Genomic DNA, 20782 nt, shown 5'->3' with positions numbered 1-20782 from the left:
ACGCCTCCCTGGTACGGGCAGAATGTGCCCCATGACCTCGCGCACCTGCCCCTGCGGACTCTCCCAGCCCTACGACGCCTGCTGTGGCCGTTTCCATGCGGGGGCCGCGGCCGCGCCGACCGCCGAGTTGCTCATGCGCTCCCGGTACTGCGCGTTCGTCGAGGGAGACGCGGGGTATCTGCTGCGTACCTGGCATCCACGGACCCGGCCCGGGCGGCTGGACCTGGACCCCCGGATGAAGTGGACGGGCCTGGAGATCCTGGACGCCACCGACGGGTCGGCCTTCCACACCACGGGCACGGTGACCTTCCGGGCGTCCTACCGGGGCGGTTCGCTGCACGAGCGGAGCCGGTTCGAGCGGGTCGACGGGGCGTGGGTGTACGTGGACGGGGACTTCCTGGACTGAGGCTGCCGGCTGCGCTTTCCCAGGCGGGCGGGAACTAGGGCGCGAGGATGTCCAGTTCCTGGAGGGCGCCCACGGTGATCTCCCTGGTCAGCTGTTCGGCGCGGGTGGCGTCGCCCGCGCGGACCGCCTCGGCCACCTGCACGTGCAGGGTGACGGCCGCCGGGTCGGGGTCCTCGAACATGACCTCGTGGTGGGTGCGTCCGGCCAGGACCTCCGCGACGACGTCACCGAGCCGGGCGAACATCTCGTTGCCCGAGGCGGCGAGGACGACCCTGTGGAAGGCGATGTCGTGGACCAGGTACTGCTCCAGCCGGTGGCCGCGTGAGTTGGCCACCATGCCGAGCGCGCACTCGGTGAGTTCGGCGCACTGCTCCGCCGTGGCGTGCCGGGCGGCGAGGCCGGCCGCGACCGGTTCGACGGCCGAGCGCAGCACGGTGAGCGAGCGCAGCTGGTGCGGACGGTCTGCGCCGGCGAGGCGCCAGCGGATGACCTGCGGGTCGTAGACGTTCCACTCGGCCTTCGGGCGGACGGTCACACCGACCCTGCGCCGGGACTCGACCAGGTGCATGGACTCCAGTACGCGGACGGCCTCGCGCATCACGGAGCGTGACACCTCGAAGTGGTGTGCGAGTTCGTCCGTGCGCAGCACGCTGCCCGGCGGGTACTCGCCCGCAGTGATCGCGGGGCCGAGGGTGTCTAGTACATGGCCGTGCAGCCCCCGGCCCGGTGTGGTCATGCACTCAGCGTACGGCGTGGATCACGGAGCTAAAAAGTCAGACTTATACGTCACACACTCTTGAATTCGTCGTACCTAATGGGTTTCAGTGTGGCGACGCCGCCGTGGCGTCGGATGTCGAGGAAGACAGCGAGGCAGTAATGCGAACCCCCCAGGTCGTCGTCGTGATGGGCGTCGCGGGGACGGGCAAGACCACGATCGGTCCCCTGCTCGCCGCGCGGCTGGGCGTCCCGTACGCCGAGGGCGACGACTTCCACCCGCAGGCCAGCATCGACAAGATGTCGGCCGGCATCCCGCTCGACGACGCCGACCGGTGGCCGTGGCTGGACGCCATCGGCCACTGGGCGCACGGGCGGGCCGGACTGGGCGGGGTGGTCAGCAGCTCGGCGCTGAAGCGGTCGTACCGCGACCGGCTCAGGGCCGCCGCTCCCGGAGTCGTGTTCGTGCACCTCACGGGCGACCGGAAGCTGATCGAGGACCGGATGACGCAGCGCCGGGGGCACTTCATGCCGACCGCGCTGCTGGACTCCCAGTTCGCCACGCTCCAGCCGCTGGAGCCGGACGAGGCGGGCGTCGCCGTGGACGTCAGCGGCAGTCCTCAGGAGATCACCGAGCGCGCCGTACGGGCTCTGGACGCGCTTCCCCTCGCATCCGAGTAACACCCCACCCCCGTCCCCCGTAACCGCAAGGGAACCCCCGTGACCAGACTCAACGTCGAGATGCTGGCAGCGGACGCACCTCCGCCGATCACCTCCGCCGGACACGCCCAGCTGGGCATCGCCGTCCTGGTGGGCATCGCCGTGATCGTCCTGCTCATCACCAAGTTCAAGCTCCACGCCTTCCTGGCGCTGACCATCGGGTCACTGGTGCTCGGGGCGGTCGCCGGAGCACCGCTCGACAAGGCCATCACCAGCTTCACCACGGGGCTCGGCGCCACTGTCGCCGGCGTGGGTGTCCTGATCGCGCTCGGGGCGATCCTGGGCAAGCTGCTCGCCGACTCCGGTGGTGCCGACCAGATAGTCGACACGATCCTCGCCAGGGCCGGGGGCCGTGCGATGCCGTGGGCGATGGTGCTGATCGCCTCCGTGATCGGTCTGCCGCTGTTCTTCGAGGTCGGCATCGTGCTGCTGATCCCGGTCGTGCTGATGGTCGCCAAGCGTGGCCACTACTCCCTGATGCGCATCGGCGTTCCGGCCCTCGCCGGTCTGTCCGTGATGCACGGCCTGATCCCGCCGCACCCCGGCCCGCTGGTCGCGATCGACGCGGTCAAGGCCAACCTGGGCGTGACCCTGGCGCTCGGCATCCTGGTCGCCGTCCCGACGGTGATCATCGCCGGTCCGCTGTTCTCGAAGGTCGCCGCCCGCTGGGTGGACGTCCCGGCGCCCGACCGGATGCTGCCGCAGCGCGCCTCGGACGAGCTGGAGCGCCGCCCCGGCTTCGGCGCGACGCTCGCCACCGTGCTGCTGCCGGTGGTGCTGATGCTGGCCAAGGCGCTCGTGGACATCGTCGTCGACGACCCGGCGAACAGGACCCAGCGGGTCTTCGACGTCATCGGCTCGCCGCTGATCGCGCTGCTCGCCGCCGTCATCGTCGGTTTCTTCACGCTGGGCCGGCCCGCCGGGTTCGGCAAGGAGCGACTCCAGCAGACCGTCGAGAAGGGTCTGATGCCGATCGCCGGCATCCTGCTGATCGTCGGCGCGGGCGGCGGCTTCAAGCAGACGCTGATCGACTCCGGCGTGGGCCAGATGATCCTGGACGTCTCCAGACACTGGTCGATCCCGGCGCTGCTGCTGGCCTGGCTGATCGCGGTCGCGATCCGGCTGGCGACGGGCTCTGCGACGGTGGCGACGGTCTCTGCGGCGGGCCTGGTCGCACCGCTCGCCGCCGACATGTCGACCACGCACGCCGCCCTCCTGGTCCTCGCGATCGGTGCCGGCTCGCTCTTCTTCAGCCATGTCAACGACGCCGGTTTCTGGCTGGTGAAGGAGTACTTCGGGCTGAGTGTCGGGCAGACGATCAAGACCTGGTCGGTCATGGAGACGATCATCTCGGTGGTCGCCGGCGGGCTGGTCCTGCTCCTGTCACTGATCATCTAGGCCTTGTGCCGGCCCGGGGCGGTCCGCACGGTGTTGCCGGAGTTCTGCGGGGTCACCCACGCCACAAGGGGTGTTCCCGTTCCGCCCATTCCCTGCTCACCGTGCCCGTCCGCAGGCCCCGTCTCGCCTCCGGGTCGCCGAGGGCCATGCCGATGTGGCCGGCCAGGACCACGCCGATGGTCAGGGCGAGCCAGTCGTGCACGAAGGTCGCCGAGGTGCGCCACATCAGGGGCGTGAGGTGGGTGAACCACATCATCAGGCCGGTGCCGAGCATGACCAGCGTGGCACCGGCGATCCACGCGGCGTAGATCTTCTGGCCTGCGTTGAACTTGCCTGCCGGACGGGAGGAGCGGCGCTTGTCCCGGCTCAGCGCCGCCCACAGCCAGACCCGGTCGTGCGGGCCGAAGCGGTTGAGGAAGCGCAGGTCGGCGCGGAAGGCGCGGGAGGCGAGGCCGAGCAGCACCGGGCCGGGGAGGGCGAGCCCGGCGCACTCGTGGATGCGGACGACCAGTTCACGGCGGCCGACCATGACCGCCAGCTGCGGGATGTAGAGGACGGCCGCCGTGACCACGCAGACGCCCATCAGCGCGGCCGTCGCACGGTGCACCCAGCGCTGGACCGGGCCGAAGCGGCGGATGCGGGCGTCGGGCGGGGCCGGGGTGTCAGCTCGTAGGCTCATCTGTCCGTCCGTTCGACCGGCCCACCCAGGCGTCGACGTCATAGCCGAGGTTCTCCCAGTAGCCGGGTTCGACCCGGTCGGTGACGGTGATGCCGGAGAGCCACTTGGCCGACTTGTAGAAGTACATGGGGGCGACGTAGAGACGGACCGGGCCCCCGTGGTCGTGGGAGATGTCCTTGTCCTGCATGCGCAGGGCGACCAGGATGTCGGGGCGGCGGGCCTGGGCGAGGGTGAGGCTCTCGGAGTAGGTGCCGTCGAAGCAGGTGAAGCGGATCGCCTTCGCGGTGGAGCCGACTCCGGCCGCGTCCAGGAGGTGGGAGAGGCGTACGCCCTCGAAGGGCGTGCCGGGCACCCGCCAGCCGGTGACGCACTGGACGTCCTTGACCAGCCGGGTCTGCGGCAGGGCGCGCAGGTCGGCGAGGGTGTAGGTGCGGGGGCGGTCCACCAGTCCGCCGATCCTCAGCCGGTAGTCCGCGGCGTTCTTGTGGGGCACGGAGGCGGCGACGGAGTAGTAGCGGAAGCCGCCGCCGTTGGGCAGCAGGCCGGTCAGGCCCGTGGGGTCCTTGCCGGCGACGGAGCCCAGGAAACCCTCCAGGCCGCGCTGCAGCCCGGGCGCGGCGACGACACCGAGCGCGCCCAGGCCGAGGGTGCCGAGGAAGACCCGCCGGCCGATGGGTTTGCCGTGCTGTTCCTCGGATTGTTCAGGGTTCACGTTTTCATTCGAGCACTCGGGGCCCTGCCGGGCCAGGGAACGTGGGCAGTGGTCAGACTTCCGTAACCACTTCTTGCATACCGCTGTACGGCTGTACGGCTCGGCAGGCCGTACGTCTCAATGCCCCAGTGCGCGGGCGCGGGCCGCCCGGAAGGCCGCCAGAGGGTCGCTGTGCACGAAGGACCAGGGGGCCGGGGTGGCGTGCCGGCCGATGCGCTGGAAGAGGGCCGCCGCCTCGGCCGGGCGGCCGGCGCAGGACAGCGCGAAGGCGAGGTGGTTGAGGTCGACGTGACGGCGGGGATGTTCGTCGTGCTCCCACTCCAGCCACCAGTCGAAGCCGGCGCGCAGAATCCGGCGGGCCCGCGGACCCGACCAGTGTCCGCAGGCGGCGGGGTCGGCGGGGGCCGGGCCGGCGCCGACGAGCACCCGGTAGCGCTCGGCGAGGGCGACGACCGGCAGGACGGCGAGCGGGGAGTCGGCCGGGGCTTGTGCGGCGGCCAGCTCGGCGAGCTCGTACACCTCGTGGTCCTCGGCCGCCCGGCCGCCGGAGGGCCGTTCGGCCAGGCGGGCGAGGAGCAGATGGTGGGCGTGGTGGTGTTCGGGGTGGCGGCGGCGCAGCTCGGCGAAGGCACCGAGCACCTCGTGCTCCGGGCCGAGGGTACGGGCCAACTGGAGCAACCCCAGCCAGGGGGTGGGATCGGCGGGGGCCAGCGCGGCGGCGTCGGTGCAGGCCTCGCGGGCCCCGTCGGGGTCCTCCTTGCCGCGCAGCGCCCGCTGGACCTGTGCGAGGGCGTACAGCGTGGCGGCGTCGGCGGAACCGGGCTCGGTGTGCAGCCAGTCGCCGGCCCAGGCCACGGCGTACGGCTCCTGGGCGAGCACGGTCAGGCGGTGGCCGCGGCGGTCCCAGTCGTCACCGGTGTGCAGCAGCAGGGAGCGGGCGGCCTGGCGTCTGCCCTGGGCCAAGGCGGCGCGTGCGGTGTGCAGCTCGGCGTCGGCGAGGGCGCCGTCGAAGGCGCCGGAGCCGTCCGGGGCGGTGTCGGCGGCCTGGTCCGAGCGGGTACGGCGAGCGCCGAGCAGGGGTGGGAGAGGGGGCACCGCGGGACTTCCTGTTTCTCGGGCTGCCATCGACCGATCACGCACAGCAAACCCGCAGCCAAGGGTTGCGTCAAGCGGAACCAGGCTATTGCTGCCTTCAACTACCCTTGATCACAAGGAATTTGGAGAACTTCACGCAGGTGGACCGCTGCACCGCGGAGTGCGGGGCGGATTGCTGTGGCGTACGCCATGGCGCGGGGCCGCCCGCCCACGGACCATGGCGAGTCAACCGCCCGGTTCCGGGTACTTCCGGGTGCATGGAGTCCCGGGAGCGCTACAGTCGGCCACTACGCACCCGTGGTCCGGCCGGATGATCGAGGTACGCAGCGTGTCCGTTCTGGTTCTCCTTCTCGCCGTGAGTGCGGCCTGCTGTCTGGGCTTCGGATTCGTGCTCCAGCAGAACGCCGCGGAGAAGGCGCCGCTCAGCGACTTCCTGTCCTTCCGGCTGCTGCTCGACCTGATGCGGGTGCCGCGCTGGCTGGGCGGGCTCGGCCTGATGGTGGCCGGCATGGTGCTCGGCGCGATCGCCCTCGGCAAGGGCGAGATCTCCCTGGTCGAACCGCTGCTCGCGACCAACCTGCTGTTCGCGCTGGCCCTCTCCCGGCACCAGACCAGGCAGCCCCTGGGCCGCCAGGGCTGGGCGGGGCTGCTGCTGCTCGCGGGCGGGGTGAGCGCGTTCATCATGGCGGGCGAGCCGCGCGGCGGCAGCGCGATCGCCGATCCGCTGCGGCACTGGCTGATCATCGGCGCGATGGTGGGCGCGGCCCTGGTGCTCACGACGTACGGCAAGCGCTCGCGGCTGAGCTGGGGGCCGGTGCTGCTGGCCACCGCCGCCGGACTGCTGTACGGCGTCCAGGACGCGTTGACCCGGGTGAGCGGCACCCGCTTCTCCGAGGGCGGCTTCGGCGAGCTGTTCACCGGCTGGCAGCCGTACGGCGTGCTGGCGTGCGGGGTCACCGGGCTGGTCCTGGTGCAGAGCGCGTTCGAGACGGCCCCGCTGCGCATGTCGCTGCCCGCGCTGACCGCAGCCGAGCCGCTCGCCGGGATCCTGTGCGGCGTCGGTTTCCTCGGCGACCGGCTGCGCACCGACACGGGGGCGCTGGCCTGGGAGGCGGCCGGGCTCGCGGCGGTGGTGACGGGCATCATGCTGCTCGGGCTGCACCCGGCGATGCCGTGCGGCACGGCGGAGGCGGAGCCGTCGGCGCGGGACCTCCAGCGGCGCTGAACGGCCCCTGCTTGGATGGGGCCATGAACCCCGCAGACGAAATCCTCGACATCGTCGACGAGAACGACCAGGTCATCGGCCAGTACCCGCGCGGTGAGGCGTATGCGAAGGGCCTGCGCCACCGCTGTGTGTTCATCCAGGCCCGGGACGCGGCCGACCGGCTCTTCGTGCACCGGCGCACGGCCACCAAGCTGGTCTTCCCGGGTCTGTACGACATGTTCGTCGGCGGGGTCGTCGGAGCGGGCGAGTCCTACGACGAGGCGGCGCTGCGGGAGGCGGAGGAGGAGCTGGGCGTGCAGGGGCTGCCGCAGCCGGCCTTCCTCTTCAAGTTCCTGTACGAGGACGGGGCCGGGAACGGCTGGTGGTCGGCGGTGTACGAGGTGCGCTGCGAGCTGCCCGTGCATCCCCAGGCGGAGGAGGTCCAGTGGCACGGCTTCCTGCCCGAGGAGGAGGTCGAGCGGCGGCTCGGCGCGTGGGAGTGGGTGCCGGACGGGCTGGCGGCGTACGAGAGGCTGAAGGCGTTCCGGGCGGGCCGATGACCGCCCGGTAGGGTCGGCCGCGTGAGCGAATTCGTACGGAACATCCGGCTGTGGTTCGCGCCGGAACAGGTGCGGGACGAGGGTGGCACGCCCGACTACCGGTTCTCGCTGGCCAACGAGCGCACCTTCCTGGCCTGGCTGCGCACGGCGCTCGCACTGATCGGTGGCGGATTCGCGGTGGACCAGTTCCTGCCGGACCTGCGCTGGGGGTGGCGGGTCGGCCTCGCGCTCGCGCTGCTCGGGGCCGGTGTGCTGTGCTCGCTGCGCGCGGTGAACCACTGGGTGCGCTGCGAGCGGGCGATCCGGCGCGGCGAGGACCTGCCCGCCTCCCGGTTCCCGGCGCTGCTGAGCCTGGTCGTCGCGGTGGTGGCCGTGGCGATGGTCGTGGTGGTGCTGGTCGGATGGGAGGGGTGAGCGCGGCCGGGCGCGACCCGGGGCTGCAACCGGAGCGGACCCGGCTGGCCTGGCGGCGTACGACCCTGTCCGCCGCCGTGGCCGCCGTGCTCGCCGTGCGGAGCGCGCTGCACGGCGGACCCTCGGCCGGCCGGGTCGTCGCGTGCGCGGTGTGCTGCGCCCTGTGGCTGGGCTTCCTCCGCGTGGCCCACCTGCGCATCCGCGCCCTGGCCGCCGGAACCCGTCCGCCCGCCCTCGCCCCCCGGCACGCGACGGCGGCGGCCCTGTACGCGGTGGCACTGGCGGCCTGCGCCGCCGTACTCGTCGTACAGGCCTAGGGGGTGTCGTTTGGATCACCCCGGCATCGCTCGGCACGACCGGCCTGATCCAACCGACACCCCCTAGCCTGCCGCGCCTTCCTCGGTCTCCCAGGCCACCGTGACCACGATCTTCCCCCGGGTACGGCCCTCCTGGCTCAACCGGTGCGCGTCCGCCGTGCGTTCCAGCGGGAAGGCCTCCTGGACGTGCACGGAGACCGCCCCGGCCTCCGCCAGACGGGTCAGTTCGGTGAGGTCCTCGGCGTCGGGGCGCACGAAGCAGTAGCGGCCGCCGTGGCCGACCACCTCCGGGTCGGCGATCGAGGCCAGCCGGCCCCCCGGGGCGAGCAGGTCGGCCGAGGTCTTCAGGGTGTCGGCGCCGATCGTGTCGAAGGCCGCGTCCACGCCCTCGGGGACCAGCCCGCGCACCCGTTCCGCCAGGCCCTGACCGTAGGTCACCGGCTCGCCGCCGAGGCCGCGCACGTACTCGTGGTTCGGCTCGCTCGCCGTACCGATGACGCGGGCGCCGAGGTGGGCGGCGAGCTGCACGGCGAGGGAGCCGACCCCGCCGGCCGCCGCGTGCACCAGCACGGTCTCACCGCGTTTGACCTCCAGTGCCTTGACGAGCACCTGGTAGGCGGTGAGCCCGGCGAGCGGGAGTCCGGCGGCCTCCTCGAAGGACAGGTTGCGCGGCTTGCGGGCCAGTGTGCGCACGGGCGCGGCGACGTACTCGGCGAAGGTGCCGCGGGAGAGGAAGTCCTCGCGGCAGTAGCCGATGACCTCGTCGCCGACGGCGAACTCCGTCACCGCGGCGCCGGGCTGGACGACCACCCCGCTGACGTCCCAGCCCGGGGTCACCGGGAACACGGCGTCGAGGAGTGCGTCGAGACGGCCCTCGCGGCACTTCCAGTCGACCGGATTGACGGCCGCCGCACGGACCTTGACCAGCACCTGGTCGGGGCCGACCTTCGGATCGCGCACCTCGCCGTACTCCAGCACCTCGGGTCCGCCGTAGTGGCTGTAGCTGATGCCCTTCATGTCCTAGACCCTCCGGGGTACTCGTGCGCCACGCAACCGATATGCACCGATATGCGCCGTTCGCGCGCGTAACCTGTCCGTCGCCACACCCCCCGTACCCCCGAATTGACGCCGCGCACTCCGAAGGCGAGCACCATGACCATCCTTCACCAGGAACACACCGAACACGGCACGCACAGCCACGGTCCGGGCTGCGGGCACAACGCCGTGCCGCACGGCGACCATCTGGACTACGCGCACGACGGACATCTGCACCGCGAACACGACGGCCACTGGGACGAGTGCGAGCCGGACGGACACACCGTCCACGAGGGCCACGAGCACGTGCACTACGACGAGTGCGGGCACGCCCAGGTGCCGCACGGCGACCATGTCGACTATCTGCACGACGGGCACCGGCACGCCGAGCACGACGGCCACTGGGACGACCACTGACCGGACGCGCAGCAGGGGCCGACGGCTCCCCGGGCAGCGCGCCGGGGAGCCGTCGGCCTTATCGTGGCTCCGGTCACGTTTGACCTCCTGTTGAGCGGACGCACTGGACGACATACCGACCGGTCGGCATCATGAGTCGGGTCCTGTTCATCCGTTCGTAGGAGTGATGTATGAGCGCCGACCACCCGCCCGGACTCGACCTGGACCGGCTGCGCGGCCTCCTCGACCGCGAGCACCCCGGTCTGGTGACCGGCCCCCTGACCGGCCGACTGATCGAGGGCGGACGGTCGAACCTCACCTACGCGCTCTCCGACGGCACCTCGAAGTGGGTCGTCCGCCGGCCCCCGCTCGGCCATGTCCTGGCCACCGCGCACGACATGAAGCGCGAGCACCGAGTGATCAGCGCCCTGCACCCGACGTCCGTACCGGTCCCGCGCCCGGTGCTGCTGTGCGAGGACGAGGAGGTGCTCGGGGCGCCGTTCTACGTCATGGACTTCGTCGAGGGCACCCCGTACCGCACCGCCGAGCAGCTCGCCCCGCTGGGCGCCGAGCGCACCCGGAACGCGGTGCTGTCCCTGGTGGACACGCTGGTCGAGCTGCACGCGGTGGATCCCGCCGAGGTGGGCCTGGAGGACTTCGGGCGGCCCGAGGGCTTCCTGGACCGGCAGCTGCGCCGCTGGGGCAAGCAGCTGGACGCCTCCCGCAACCGTGAGCTGGCCGGCATCGACGAACTGCACGCGACCCTCGGCCGCTCCCTGCCCGTCTCTCCCGCACCGGCCGTCGTGCACGGCGACTACCGGCTCGACAACGTCCTGATCGGGGACGACGACCGGATCAAGGCGATCCTCGACTGGGAGATGTCGACGCTCGGCGATCCGCTCACCGACCTGGGCCTGCTGGTGATGTACAGCCGGCCGCTCGACATGCCCGACTCCCCCGTCTCGACGACCGCCGAGGCCCCGGGGCACCCGTCCCCGCAGGAGCTGATCGAACGGTACGCCGAGCGCTCCGGGCGGGACGTGTCGGCCGTCTCCTGGTACACGGCGTTCGCCTGGTTCAAGCTCGCCGTGATCCTGGAGGGCATCCACTACCGGTACACGCTGGGCCAGACGGTCGGCCGCGGCTTCGACCGGATCGGCGCTCTCGTGCCCGTCTTCATCGACCACGGACTGACCACTCTTCAGGAAGGCTGACCGGCCATGGACTTCGCGTTCGACGCACGCACCGAGGAACTCCGGGCCAGGCTCCTGGCCTTCATGGACGAGTACGTGTACCCGGCGGAGGCGGTGGCGGAGGAGCAGCGGGCCGCGCTGGCCTCCCCGTGGGACACCCCGGCCGTGGTCGGGGAGCTGAAGGCCGAGGCCCGCAGGCAGGGCCTGTGGAACCTCTTCCTCCCCGACGCCGAGCACGGTGCCGGGCTGACGAACCTCCAGTACGCGCCGCTCGCCGAGATCACCGGCCGCTCCCCGCATCTGGCGCCCACGGCGACGAACTGCGCGGCGCCCGACACCGGGAACATGGAGGTGCTGGCACAGTTCGGCAACGAGCAGCAGCAGAAGCAGTGGCTGGAGCCGCTGCTCGCCGGTGAGATCCGCTCGGCGTTCGCGATGACCGAGCCGGAGGTGGCCTCCTCGGACGCCACCAACATCACCACGCTCATCGAGCGCGACGGCGACGAGTACGTCATCACCGGCCGCAAGTGGTACATCTCCGGCGCGATGAACCCGGACTGCAAGATCTTCATCGTGATGGGCAAGACGGACCCGGACGGTGCCGACATCCGCCGTCAGCAGTCGATGGTCCTGGTGCCGCGCGACACGCCGGGTGTCACCGTCAAGCGCGCGATGCAGGTCTTCGGCTACGAGGACCACTCGCACGGCGGTCACGCCGAGGTGATCTTCGACCACGCGCGCGTGCCGGTGTCGAACCTCATCGGCGAGGAGGGCGGCGGCTTCGCCATCGCGCAGGCGCGGCTCGGCCCGGGCCGGATCCACCACTGCATGCGGCTGATCGGCATGGCCGAGCGGGCGATCGAGCTGATGTGCCGCCGGGCTGTCTCCCGCACGGCCTTCGGCAAGGCGCTGGCCCAGCAGGGAGTGGTCCAGAACTGGATCGCCGACGCCCGCGTCACCGTCGAGCAGCTGCGGCTGCTGGTGCTGAAGACGGCCTGGCTGATGGACACCGTCGGCAACAAGGGCGCCCACACCGAGATCCAGGCCATCAAGATCGCCACTCCGCGCGCGGTGGTCGGCATCCTCGACCGGGCCATCCAGCTGCACGGCGCGGGCGGTGTGAGCCAGGACTTCCCGCTGGCCGAGCTGTACGCGAGCGCCCGCACGCTGATGCTCGCCGACGGCCCGGACGAGGTCCACCAGCGGTCGCTGGCGCGGCGGGAGCTGAAGCAGTACCTGTGAGGAAGCGCGTGTAAGGGGCGGTCGCCTTGGCGACCGCCTCTTACACGGTGGCTTTCAGGGACGCAGTGCCCGCAGCAGCAGGTCGGCGAGGTGGTCGGCGACCTGCTGGGGGGTGAGGGAGCCGTCGGGGCGGTACCAGGTGGACAGGTGGTGGACGGAGCCGAAGTGGTAGTCCACCACCAGGTCGGCCGGCGTCGCCGTGGAGAAGACGCCCGCCTTCTGTCCCTCCTCGATGAGCGCGCGGAACCGTTCGTGGTAGCGCCGGCGCTCCGCGCGGACCTGCTTGTTCTTCTCCGGGCTCAGGTGGTGCATGGACCGGAAGAAGATCATCGCGTCGTCGAGGTTGTCGATCGTCGTGACGACCACGTCCGCCGCGGCGGCTCTGAGCCGCTCCTCCACCGGCGCATCCAGGCCGGCGAAGTGGTCGAGCCGCTCCTGCTGGACGCGCAGCACCCGCGCGTACACCTCGTGCAGGAGGTCGTCCTTGGAGCCGAAGTAGTGGTACAGCGCCCCCTTGGTGACGCCGGCCGCCTCCACGATCTCCTGCACGGAAGTACGGTCGTACCCCTGCTCGGCGAAGAGCCGGGTGGCGGCGGCCAGCAGCCGCTGCGGAACGGGCGTCCCGTCTCCGTCCGTCGTCCTGGGCACTGCCGCCACCTGCCTTTCCTCGTCGCCTACTGACCGGCGTTGCTGTTGTCGTGCGCGCGGGAACGCAGTTCCCGACGGAGGATCTTCCCACTCGCCGTCTTGGGCAGGTCGGGCAGGATCTCCACCTGGCGCGGGTATTTGTACGCGGCCAGTCTCTCCTTGCAGTACACCGCGAGTTCGTCCGGGGCCGCCTCGGCGCCCGGACGCAGGCTGATATAGGCCTTGACGGTCTCGCCACGATAGCCGTCGGGAACGCCGACGACGGCCGCCTCGCGCACCGCCGGGTGGGTGTACAGCACGTCTTCGACCTCGCGGGGCCACACCTTGAAGCCGGACGCGTTGATCATGTCCTTCTTGCGGTCGACGACGTACAGCCAGCCCTGTGGGTCCATGAAGCCGATGTCGCCGGTGCGCAGCTCGCCGGCCGGGAAGGACTCGGCGGTGGCGTCCGGGCGCCGCCAGTAGCCGGGGACCACCTGGGGCCCTCGTACGACGATCTCGCCCTGCTCCCCGAAGGGCACCTCCTGCCCCTGCTCGTCCACGATCCTGACGACCGTGTCGGCGCCGGGCACGCCCACCGACAGCGTCCCGGAGACCGGGTCCACGGGGGCCTCCAGGCCGGGCGGCACGGCGGCGCAGGGGCCGGAGCACTCGGTCAGCCCGTAGCCGACGCGGATGTACGGCCCGAAGCGCGCGCGGAACTTCTCCACCAGGGCCGGGGGCACGGGCGCACCGCCGGAGGAGATGTTCACGAAGGAGGCGAAGTGCTCGCGGGTGGCGTCCGGGTGGGCGGCCAGCGCCATGAACGCGGTGGACGGACCGACCGTGTAGTGCGGGCGGTGCTCGGCGAAGGCCTCCAGGACGAGTCCGGGCTCGAAGCGGTAGGTGAGCACCAGGGTGCCGGCGCTGTTCAGGCAGGCGGCGAACTGGCAGACCATGCCGGTGATGTGGAACAGCGGCGCGAGCGCGTAGTAGACGGGCGCCTCGGGCAGCGCGAGCCCGGTCCGCTGCCGCTCGGCGTTGTGCATGATGTTGCCGTGCGCGTTGGTGGCGCCCTTGGGGGTGCCGCTGGTGCCGGAGGTGTAGCTGATCAGTGCGATGCCGTCCGGGCGTGGCTCACGGCCCTCGGGTGCCTTGCCGCCCTGCCGGGCGACGGCGAGGAGGTCGTCGGCGTCCGGTGCCTGGGGCAGCCGCTCGAACCCGAGCACGCGCGCGTCGTTACGGGTCTGGAAATCCAACTCGCACGCGGTGAGCACGATCCGTACCGGTGACCCGGCCGCTGTCTGCCGCAGATACGCCTCCCAGGCGCGGTCCGAGCAGACCAGCGCGGTCACCTCGCCGTCCCGCAGGATGTGCTCCATCTCGGCCGACTTGTACATCGGGTTGACCGGGACGACGGTCGCACCGGCCTTCCAGGCGCCGAGGACGGCGAGCACGAAGTGCGGGGAGTTCTGCAGCAGCACGGCCACCCGGTCGCCGCGTTCCAGGCCGCGCGCGGCGAGGTGGGCGGCGACGGAGTCGCTCAGTTCGTCCACCTCGCGGTAGCTCAGCCGGGCGTCGAAGTAGGCGAGGAAGGTGCGCTCGGGTGCCTCGGCCACGGCCGCCCGCAGGGCGTGCACCAACGAGTCGGCCGGGTCGACCGGGCCGCGCTGGGCGTCGTCGAGCAGGGCCAGCCAGGGCCGGTCCGCGTACCGGGAGGCGGTCACCGGGCCTCCTCCCACCTGCGCTGGAGGTGGTTCATGCCGCTCAGCCAGCGATCCGGTTCGGCGGCCCGCGCCTGGTAGTACTCGGCCACCTCGGGATGCGGCAGGATCAGGAAGCGGTCCTCCTCGATGCCGCGGAACAGGGCGTCGGCGACGGCCTCCGGTTCGATCGCGGTCGGCTGCAGCACCAGGTCCCCGGCGCTGCCGGTGGCGGCCAGCATGTCCGTGCGCACGCCCTGCGGACAGATCGCGTGCACCTTCAGACCCCGGTGGCGGTACGTCAGCGACAGCCACTCGGCGAAGGCGTAGGCGCCGTGCTTGGTGACGCTGTAGGAGGGGGCGCCGATCATGGTGAGGAGCCCGGCGGCCGACACGGTGGACACGAACCGCCCGGCGCCCCGCTCCAGCCATCCGGGCAGCAGCTCGTGCGCCGCGCGGACATGTGCCATGACGTTCACGTCCCAGGACACCGCCCAGGACCGCTCGTCGAGCGGCCCGCCCGTGCCGCTGTCCTCGAAGGCCACACCGGCGTTCGCGCAGTAGACGTCGACGGTGCCGCCGAGCGCGTCCCGGGCGTCGCCGACGACCGCGGAGGCGTCGCCCGGCACGGCGATACCGCCGATCTCCTCGGCCACCGCCTTGGCCCTGTCGCCATCCAGGTCGTTCACGACCACCCGGGCCCCTTCGGCGGCGAACCGCCGGGCCAGCGCGGCCCCGATCCCACCGCCGGCCCCGGTGACGACCACTCCCGCATCCTGCACGGCTTCCACCATCGGTCTCCTTCGACACGACTTCGCGCGGCGCGCATCGGCTCCTGACCGGTTCAGACTAACCGGTCGGTATGTGTGAAGGAAGGGTCATTGCACCAACCTCTAGCCATGCGTCTGTCCCGACGGAACCTGCTTGCATCGGCAACCATGGCAGCCCTCCCACCCACCCCCGCACACCGTGCAGAACTGCACACCGGGTTCGAAAGAATCGCGGCCGACGGTTACTCCCTGCTGAAGGGCCGGCGCGTCGGCATCGTCACCAATCCCACCGGCGTCACCAGAGACGCCGCCCACCTCGTCGACGTCATGCACAAGGACCCCCGCGTCAGGCTGACGGCGGTCTTCGGCCCGGAGCACGGCTTCCGCGGCACCGCGCAGGCGGGCGGATCCGAGGGCCGCTACAACGACCCGGCGACGGGCCTGCCCGTGTACGACACCTACCTCAAGAGCGGCAAGCCCCTCGCCGACATCTTCACCACCGCCAATGTCGACACGATCGTCTTCGACATCCAGGACGTGGGCGCCCGCTTCTACACCTACATCTGGACGCTCTACGACTGCATGGAGGCCGCCCAGCTCGCGGGCAAGCGGTTCGTCGTCCTCGACCGGCCCAACCCGGTGACCGGCCGCGAGGCCCAAGGCCCGGTCCTGCACAAGGAGTTCGCCACCTTCGTCGGGCGGCAGCCGATCGCGCAGGCGCACGGGATGACCGTCGCGGAGCTGGCACGGCTGTTCAACGGACAGTTCCTTAGCAAGCCGGTCGCGCTGGACACCGTACTGATGACGGGCTGGAAACGGACGCAGTTCTACGACGCGTCCGGACTGCCCTGGGTCCCGCCGAGCCCGAACATGCCGACCCCGGACACGGCTCTCGTCTACTCCGGCACCTGCATGTTCGAGGGCACCAACGTCTCGGAGGGCCGGGGCACGACCAGGCCCTTCGAACTGCTCGGCGCCGAGGGCATCGACGGCCGCTGGGCCGCCGCCGCGAACGCACTCGGGCTGCCCGGGGTGCGGTTCAGGGAGGCGTACTTCACGCCCACCTTCTCCAAGTTCCAGGGCAGGACGGTCGGCGGCGTGCAGATCCATGTCCACGACCGGGCCGCCTACGACCCCGTGCGCACCGGAGTCGCGCTGCTGGTGACCGTCAGGAAGGTCTGGGCCGGCTTCGCGTGGCGCCCGGACAACTGGATCGACAAGCTCACGGGCTCCGCGCGGGTGCGCACGATGATCGACGCGGGGGCGGGCGCCGACGAGGTGGCCGGTGCCTGGCAGGAGGAGCTGGCCGCGTTCCGGCGGGTCCGACAGGAATATCTCCTCTACAGGTGAGGCGCGGTGTATGGCCAACTCTGCCCCGGAGCAGGACGATACGTCAGCGACGCATCGTTTCAGGGGGGACGAGGGAGCCTGACATGGCGGATCCTGGGATGAGCGTGACTCCCTACTGGGAGCTGACCTTCGACGCGGACGGGGACGTGGAGGGCCCCGAATGTGATCGGCTGCTGGCGCAGGTCACGGAGCACGGCGTCCGTGACCTGATCGTCTTCGCGCACGGCTGGAACAACGACCGCTCGGGCGCGACCGCGCTGTACCGCCGTTTCTACGCACCGGTCCCGGCGCTCGCCCCACGGGCCCGCCTCGGCTACGTGGGTGTGATCTGGCCGTCGATGCGGTTCAGCGACGAGCCGATCCCGGACTTCCCGAAGCCGGTGGCGGCCGTGGCGGCGGAGACTGCACCGGGCCCGGCGCTGGACAAGGACACCCGGCGCGCACTGCTGGAGACCTTCCCGGGCCGCGCGCCCGTGATCGACCAGCTGGTCCGGATGCTGGATGAACCGTCCCGCGGGGCCGGGGGGTTGCCGGAGTTCGGGCGGCTGGTGCGGCTGCTGGTGGACGCGGAGCCGCCCGGGGTGGCCGACACCGGCGAGGAGGGCGAGCCCGCCGTGTTCACCGAGGACCCGGCGACCGCCTGCGACGCGTTCGCCGACGCGCTCACCGCGGTCCGGTCGCCCGGCGCACCGGCCGGGTTCAGTGTCCCGAACCCCTGGGAGGGCGCCAAGGAACTGCTGCGGCAGGCGACGTACTACACGATGAAACGGCGTGCCGGAACGGTCGGCGAACACGGACTCGGGCCGGTGCTCGGACAGTTGGCGCACGCGGCACCCGGGGTGCGGGTGCATCTGGCCGGGCACAGCTTCGGCGGGCGGCTGGTGTCGTTCGCGCTGCGCGGGCTGCCCGACGGGGTGCGCGCGGTGAAGTCCGTGACCCTCCTCCAGGGCGCCTTCTCGCACTACGCGTTCGCGGACGGGCTGCCCCAGGACCCGGGCAGGGCGGGCGCGCTCAAGGGCCGCCAGCGGCTGATCGACGGCCCGCTGGTGTGCTGCTACTCGCACTTCGACTCGGCCCTCGGCACGTTCTATCCGCTGGCCTCCCGGCTGGCCGGGGACGACCGTTCGTGTGCGGGCAGCGAGATCGCGGCCGTGCTGGGCCCGCGGTGGGGCGCGATGGGCCATGACGGGGTGCAGGCGGTGCCGGGGACCGCCCGGCTGGATCTCGCGGCGGCCCTGGCCGGAGGGCTGCCGGCGTCGGGGTGCGTGAACGTCGACGCGGCGGCCGTGGTCCGGCGCGGGGGCCCGCCGACCGGGGCGCACAGCGACATCGTGCACCCGGAACTGGCCCGGCTGGTGCTGGCGGCGGGCCGTATCACCTGACCCGCCGCCCGTGTCACCGCGCCCGCCCCGTCGATCGGTTCACCGGTGCGAGGTGTACTCCACCACCTGCTGGAACGTCGGCCGGTTCTGCCAGCTGATCCTGCCGTGCTTGATCCCGCCCAGGGTGCGCTGGACGATGGAGTCGGCGCACCACTGGTCGCCGGCCGAGCACTGGTCGTCGCCCGGGTAGACCTGGGCGGCAGTCGTCCCGGCCGCCTGCTTGAGGGTGCTGATCAGGATGTCCCGGCAGGCGCCGAGGCTGCCGCCGCCGCAGTACTTCTCGGCGAGCCCGCCCCGCACGTTCTCACCGAGCACGGCCCGGATGTCCTTGTCGACATAGCTCCACCAGCCGTACTGGAAGGCGCTTCCGGCGTGCGAGCCGGTCGGGCCGTGGCCGGCGGAAGGGGTCTCGTCGATGGGCGCGTTGCCCGTGAAGGCGGTGTACAGGTCGCTGCCGAGGCCCGGTTCGAACTCCGCCTTGACCAGCAGCGGCCACCAGGCGTCCAGGATGCGGATCGCGTCGGCGTCGGCGTAGGCCTTCGAACCGGCGGAGCTCTCCGTGCGCTTGGCGCCCGCGGTCACCCATGTCTGGAGCTTGCTCACCGCGTCGGCGGCCGTGGGGTCGGTCACCGGCGACGAATTGATCACCTTGATCAGCTTGGGCAGCACGTCCTCGGCGCGCAGGTCGGCGACGGCCGCGTCCGCCATGGCCTGCACCAGTTCGGTGCGGGTCACCCCGCCGGCCGCGACCAGCTTCTTCACCCGGTCGTCGAGCAGGTTGCCGCGGTGCACGGAGCCGTCGGCCCAGCCCGCTGCCGTGTAGTCCTTGGCCTGCTTGTTGTTCCAGGAGACGTAGTAGTCCTGGTCGACGGAGTTGGGATGGGCCGAGGCCGGGGTGTAGTCGGCCGTGTTGGTGGCCGGGTCCCAGTTCCGCCACTCGTACGCCGGCTGCGCCCAGACCGGGAGGTCGGCGTCGGCTCCGTCGGCCCGGACGGGGTTGTCGCCGCTGTTGTAGTAGGCGGTGTGCTGGGAATCGGCGTAGAACCAGTTGAAGGTGTAGTTGATGTGCTGGGCCGCGCTCTGGAAGTCCTTCGGGCCCTTGACGTAGTCGGGGTCGTTCAGCATCTGGAAGCCGATGATCGAGTCGGCCTCGTGCAGGTAGGAGGAGCGCAGCGAGGTGTAGGCGACCTTCTTGCCGCCGACGGTCGCGCGGTACTCCACGGGGCCGTACTTCGTCCGCCAGACCCGCATCGTGTACGACCCCGCCGGCGTGCTGTCGGCCGTGGTCGGTGACCAGGAGTTCTTCTGCTCGACCTGGTCCATGGCCGTACAGGTGCCGTGGTACAGGTAGTGGTGGTCGTCCTGGCACAGTTCGACGGCGTAGGTGTCGATGATGTCCTGGCCGGACGTGGTCGCACTCCAGGAGTAGTCCTGGCCGCGGCCGAGCTCGACGTACATGCTCAGGCCCGCGAAGGAGGCGCCGCGGGCGCTGATTCCCGGGCCCTGGATCTCCTGCAGCATGAGCAGCTGAGGGGCGAAGTAGCCGGTCTGCGGTCCGAAGACGGCGATCGGGTGGCCGCTCGCGGTGTACTTGCCGCTGACCACGAGGGCGTTGGACATTCCCCGCTTGGCCGAGCTGAGCGCGGCCTTCGCGGCGCCGGCCGAGGTGCTCCTGGCGGCCGTGGTGGCGGCGCTGCCCGTGCGGTCGTGGACCAGCGGTTCCTGGGTGACCGAACCGGGGTCGGGCAGGGCCTCGCCCTTGGCGTCGGCGGGCTTGCCGCCGTACGGGAAGCTCTCGCCGTTGTGGACGGTCAGGACCGCCTCGGGGTCGTTGCGCTCGCGGAAGGACTCCCAGACCTTGGTGCCCTCCTCGATGCCGTACTTGGACTGTGCGGCGATCAGCGAGAGGGCGTTGTTGACCTCGCCGCCTCCCCCGGAGCCGAACAGCGAGCCGATCACGGAGGCCAGTGCCACGAGGTCGGTGACCTTGAAGTGCTCGATGGTGCCGGCGTTGGTGATCGGGTCCTTGTGGCCGGTCAGGTCGTACTCGCCGGGGAAGTAACGTCCGCTGTCGGAGGCGTCGATGTAGGCGTTGATGCCGTCGAGGTAGGCCTTGACGTCGGCGAGGGCCTGCTGCCCGCGGGCGCCGTTCCTGGCCACGGCGGTGTCGATCTGCGCCTGCAGGTCGGTCTCGGTGTAGGGCGCGTTGCGGTAGAACTCCTGCTCCAGGCCCTGGTTGGCGGCCGCGCCGCCGGCGAAGGAGGTCAGCCGGCCGCGGCCGACGTGCCGGAAGACGTCCATCAGCCACAGCCGGTCCTCGGCCGCCGCGTAGCCCGCACCGTACTCGGTGCCGTACCGGGTGGTGCCGGTGATGTGCGGCACACCGGTCTTCTTGTCCCGGACGATCGTCACATCGCTGCGTCCGCCCGGCTTCTCGGTGGAGGCGGTCTGGTCGGACGGGACGCCGAAGGAGGAGTCGTTGAAGAAGTTGTTGATCGTGGCGTCCGTGAGGCCCTTGTAGCCGGTCGCGAGGTTTGCGTACGGCCCGAGTTGGTCCTCGGCGTGCGGGGGCTGGGTGCCGAAGGCCTGGTTGAGCAGGATCTGCGCGAGCGTCGCGTTGCCGTTCTCACCGGGCGGCAGGATGTCCGAGCACCGCCCGCCGCAGTAGTCGTTCGAGGCGGCGGCGGCCGGCGTCTGGGTGAGGGGGGAGAGAAGTCCCGCGACGAGGACGCATATCGACGCGGACTTCAGGAACCCGGTGAAGCGGCGGGACGTTCTCAGTCTGACGAGGGCGGTACGTGGGGTTCGCCGTGGCATGGCAGCTCCTAGCGACAGGGGTGGCCGAAGGTTACCGCCGGTATCCCC

At 71.4% G+C, this 20782-nt stretch carries 21 protein-coding genes; 12 read left to right on the top strand and 9 right to left on the bottom strand.

From position 1 onward, the window contains the following. Positions 1-31: 31 nt before the first annotated feature. Positions 32-406 carry a YchJ family protein gene (locus ACIGXP_RS36380; protein WP_399775758.1) on the top strand — a complete coding sequence of 125 codons (375 nt, stop codon included), beginning with the start codon at positions 32-34 and terminating at the stop codon, positions 404-406. Between the two features lie 34 nt (positions 407-440). On the opposite strand, the gene ACIGXP_RS36375 is transcribed toward ACIGXP_RS36380, so the two are convergent. After that, complete coding sequence (locus ACIGXP_RS36375; RefSeq protein ID WP_363214959.1) at positions 441-1142, bottom strand: FadR/GntR family transcriptional regulator; 702 nt, start codon at positions 1140-1142, stop codon at positions 441-443. A gap of 140 nt (positions 1143-1282) precedes the next feature. Between ACIGXP_RS36375 and ACIGXP_RS36370 the strand changes: the two genes are divergently transcribed. Both ACIGXP_RS36370 and ACIGXP_RS36365 read left to right on the top strand, forming a co-directional pair. Beyond that, positions 1283-1801, top strand: a complete 519-nt coding sequence (locus tag ACIGXP_RS36370; RefSeq protein WP_363214960.1) for a gluconokinase — start codon at positions 1283-1285, stop codon at positions 1799-1801. Positions 1802-1840: 39 nt separating this feature from the next. Continuing rightward, positions 1841-3238, top strand: a complete 1398-nt coding sequence (locus tag ACIGXP_RS36365) for a GntP family permease (RefSeq protein ID WP_399775755.1) — start codon at positions 1841-1843, stop codon at positions 3236-3238. A 52-nt stretch (positions 3239-3290) separates the two neighbouring features. Here ACIGXP_RS36365 and ACIGXP_RS36360 read toward each other — a convergent pair whose 3' ends face one another. The 3 genes from ACIGXP_RS36360 to ACIGXP_RS36350 form a co-directional block, all read right to left on the bottom strand. Further along, positions 3291-3917, bottom strand: coding sequence for a cytochrome b/b6 domain-containing protein (locus tag ACIGXP_RS36360; protein WP_363214962.1), 627 nt, complete (start codon positions 3915-3917; stop codon positions 3291-3293). Then, positions 3901-4629 (bottom strand): molybdopterin-dependent oxidoreductase, encoded by a 729-nt coding sequence (locus ACIGXP_RS36355; RefSeq protein WP_399775752.1) that lies wholly within the window; start codon positions 4627-4629, stop codon positions 3901-3903. Before ACIGXP_RS36355 ends, ACIGXP_RS36360 begins: the two co-directional genes overlap by 17 nt. Before the next feature lie 117 nt (positions 4630-4746). Then, positions 4747-5724 carry a hypothetical protein gene (locus ACIGXP_RS36350; RefSeq protein ID WP_399775750.1) on the bottom strand — a complete coding sequence of 326 codons (978 nt, stop codon included), beginning with the start codon at positions 5722-5724 and terminating at the stop codon, positions 4747-4749. A 328-nt stretch (positions 5725-6052) separates the two neighbouring features. Here ACIGXP_RS36350 and ACIGXP_RS36345 point away from each other — a divergent pair, with 328 nt between their 5' ends. The 4 genes from ACIGXP_RS36345 to ACIGXP_RS36330 are packed head-to-tail and all read left to right on the top strand — an operon-like array spanning position 6053 to position 8219. Further along, positions 6053-6949: a DMT family transporter gene (locus ACIGXP_RS36345; protein WP_399775748.1), complete on the top strand. Its 897-nt coding sequence runs from the start codon at positions 6053-6055 to the stop codon at positions 6947-6949. A 23-nt stretch (positions 6950-6972) separates the two neighbouring features. Continuing rightward, positions 6973-7488 carry an NUDIX hydrolase gene (locus ACIGXP_RS36340; protein ID WP_399775746.1) on the top strand — a complete coding sequence of 172 codons (516 nt, stop codon included), beginning with the start codon at positions 6973-6975 and terminating at the stop codon, positions 7486-7488. A 21-nt stretch (positions 7489-7509) separates the two neighbouring features. Then, entirely contained in the window at positions 7510-7902 is a 393-nt protein-coding gene (locus ACIGXP_RS36335; RefSeq protein ID WP_363214967.1) for a DUF202 domain-containing protein, read from the top strand. Continuing rightward, positions 7890-8219: a DUF202 domain-containing protein gene (locus ACIGXP_RS36330; RefSeq protein WP_399775744.1), complete on the top strand. Its 330-nt coding sequence runs from the start codon at positions 7890-7892 to the stop codon at positions 8217-8219. The genes ACIGXP_RS36335 and ACIGXP_RS36330 overlap by 13 nt, the downstream gene beginning before the upstream one ends. Positions 8220-8282: 63 nt before the next feature. Here the strand turns inward: ACIGXP_RS36330 and ACIGXP_RS36325 are convergent, their stop codons facing one another. Beyond that, entirely contained in the window at positions 8283-9236 is a 954-nt protein-coding gene (locus tag ACIGXP_RS36325) for an NADP-dependent oxidoreductase (RefSeq protein WP_399775742.1), read from the bottom strand. A 135-nt stretch (positions 9237-9371) separates the two neighbouring features. On the opposite strand from ACIGXP_RS36325, the gene ACIGXP_RS36320 reads away from it, so the two are divergent. The 3 genes from ACIGXP_RS36320 (at position 9372) to ACIGXP_RS36310 (ending at position 12085) form a co-directional block, all read left to right on the top strand. Beyond that, on the top strand, positions 9372-9671 hold the full coding sequence (locus tag ACIGXP_RS36320; RefSeq protein WP_399775740.1) for a hypothetical protein: 300 nt from the start codon (positions 9372-9374) through the stop codon (positions 9669-9671). A 170-nt stretch (positions 9672-9841) separates the two neighbouring features. Next, complete coding sequence (locus ACIGXP_RS36315; RefSeq protein ID WP_363214971.1) at positions 9842-10864, top strand: phosphotransferase family protein; 1023 nt, start codon at positions 9842-9844, stop codon at positions 10862-10864. 6 nt (positions 10865-10870) lie between these two features. Further along, positions 10871-12085, top strand: a complete 1215-nt coding sequence (locus ACIGXP_RS36310; protein ID WP_399775738.1) for an acyl-CoA dehydrogenase family protein — start codon at positions 10871-10873, stop codon at positions 12083-12085. Between the two features lie 54 nt (positions 12086-12139). Here the strand turns inward: ACIGXP_RS36310 and ACIGXP_RS36305 are convergent, their stop codons facing one another. The 3 genes from ACIGXP_RS36305 to ACIGXP_RS36295 are packed head-to-tail and all read right to left on the bottom strand — an operon-like array spanning position 12140 to position 15209. After that, on the bottom strand, positions 12140-12733 hold the full coding sequence (locus tag ACIGXP_RS36305; protein WP_363215033.1) for a TetR/AcrR family transcriptional regulator: 594 nt from the start codon (positions 12731-12733) through the stop codon (positions 12140-12142). 26 nt (positions 12734-12759) lie between these two features. Further along, positions 12760-14439 (bottom strand): class I adenylate-forming enzyme family protein, encoded by a 1680-nt coding sequence (locus ACIGXP_RS36300; protein WP_399775736.1) that lies wholly within the window; start codon positions 14437-14439, stop codon positions 12760-12762. Then, positions 14436-15209 carry an SDR family oxidoreductase gene (locus ACIGXP_RS36295; RefSeq protein WP_399775734.1) on the bottom strand — a complete coding sequence of 258 codons (774 nt, stop codon included), beginning with the start codon at positions 15207-15209 and terminating at the stop codon, positions 14436-14438. Before ACIGXP_RS36295 ends, ACIGXP_RS36300 begins: the two co-directional genes overlap by 4 nt. 105 nt (positions 15210-15314) lie before the next feature. Here ACIGXP_RS36295 and ACIGXP_RS36290 point away from each other — a divergent pair, with 105 nt between their 5' ends. Next, complete coding sequence (locus tag ACIGXP_RS36290) at positions 15315-16535, top strand: exo-beta-N-acetylmuramidase NamZ domain-containing protein (RefSeq protein WP_399775732.1); 1221 nt, start codon at positions 15315-15317, stop codon at positions 16533-16535. Between the two features lie 83 nt (positions 16536-16618). Next, a complete protein-coding gene (locus ACIGXP_RS36285; RefSeq protein WP_399775730.1) occupies positions 16619-17917 on the top strand; it encodes a serine-threonine protein kinase in 1299 nt (432 codons plus the stop codon). 39 nt (positions 17918-17956) lie between these two features. On the opposite strand, the gene ACIGXP_RS36280 is transcribed toward ACIGXP_RS36285, so the two are convergent. Next, a complete protein-coding gene (locus ACIGXP_RS36280) occupies positions 17957-20734 on the bottom strand; it encodes a penicillin acylase family protein (RefSeq protein ID WP_399775728.1) in 2778 nt (925 codons plus the stop codon). Positions 20735-20782 lie beyond the last annotated feature (48 nt).

The sequence above is a fragment of the Streptomyces sp. NPDC053069 genome (assembly GCF_044546895.1).
GTDB lineage: Bacteria > Actinomycetota > Actinomycetes > Streptomycetales > Streptomycetaceae > Streptomyces.
The sequence above is the reverse complement of the archived record's forward strand: the minus strand, read 5'-3'. Positions and strand labels throughout refer to the sequence as shown.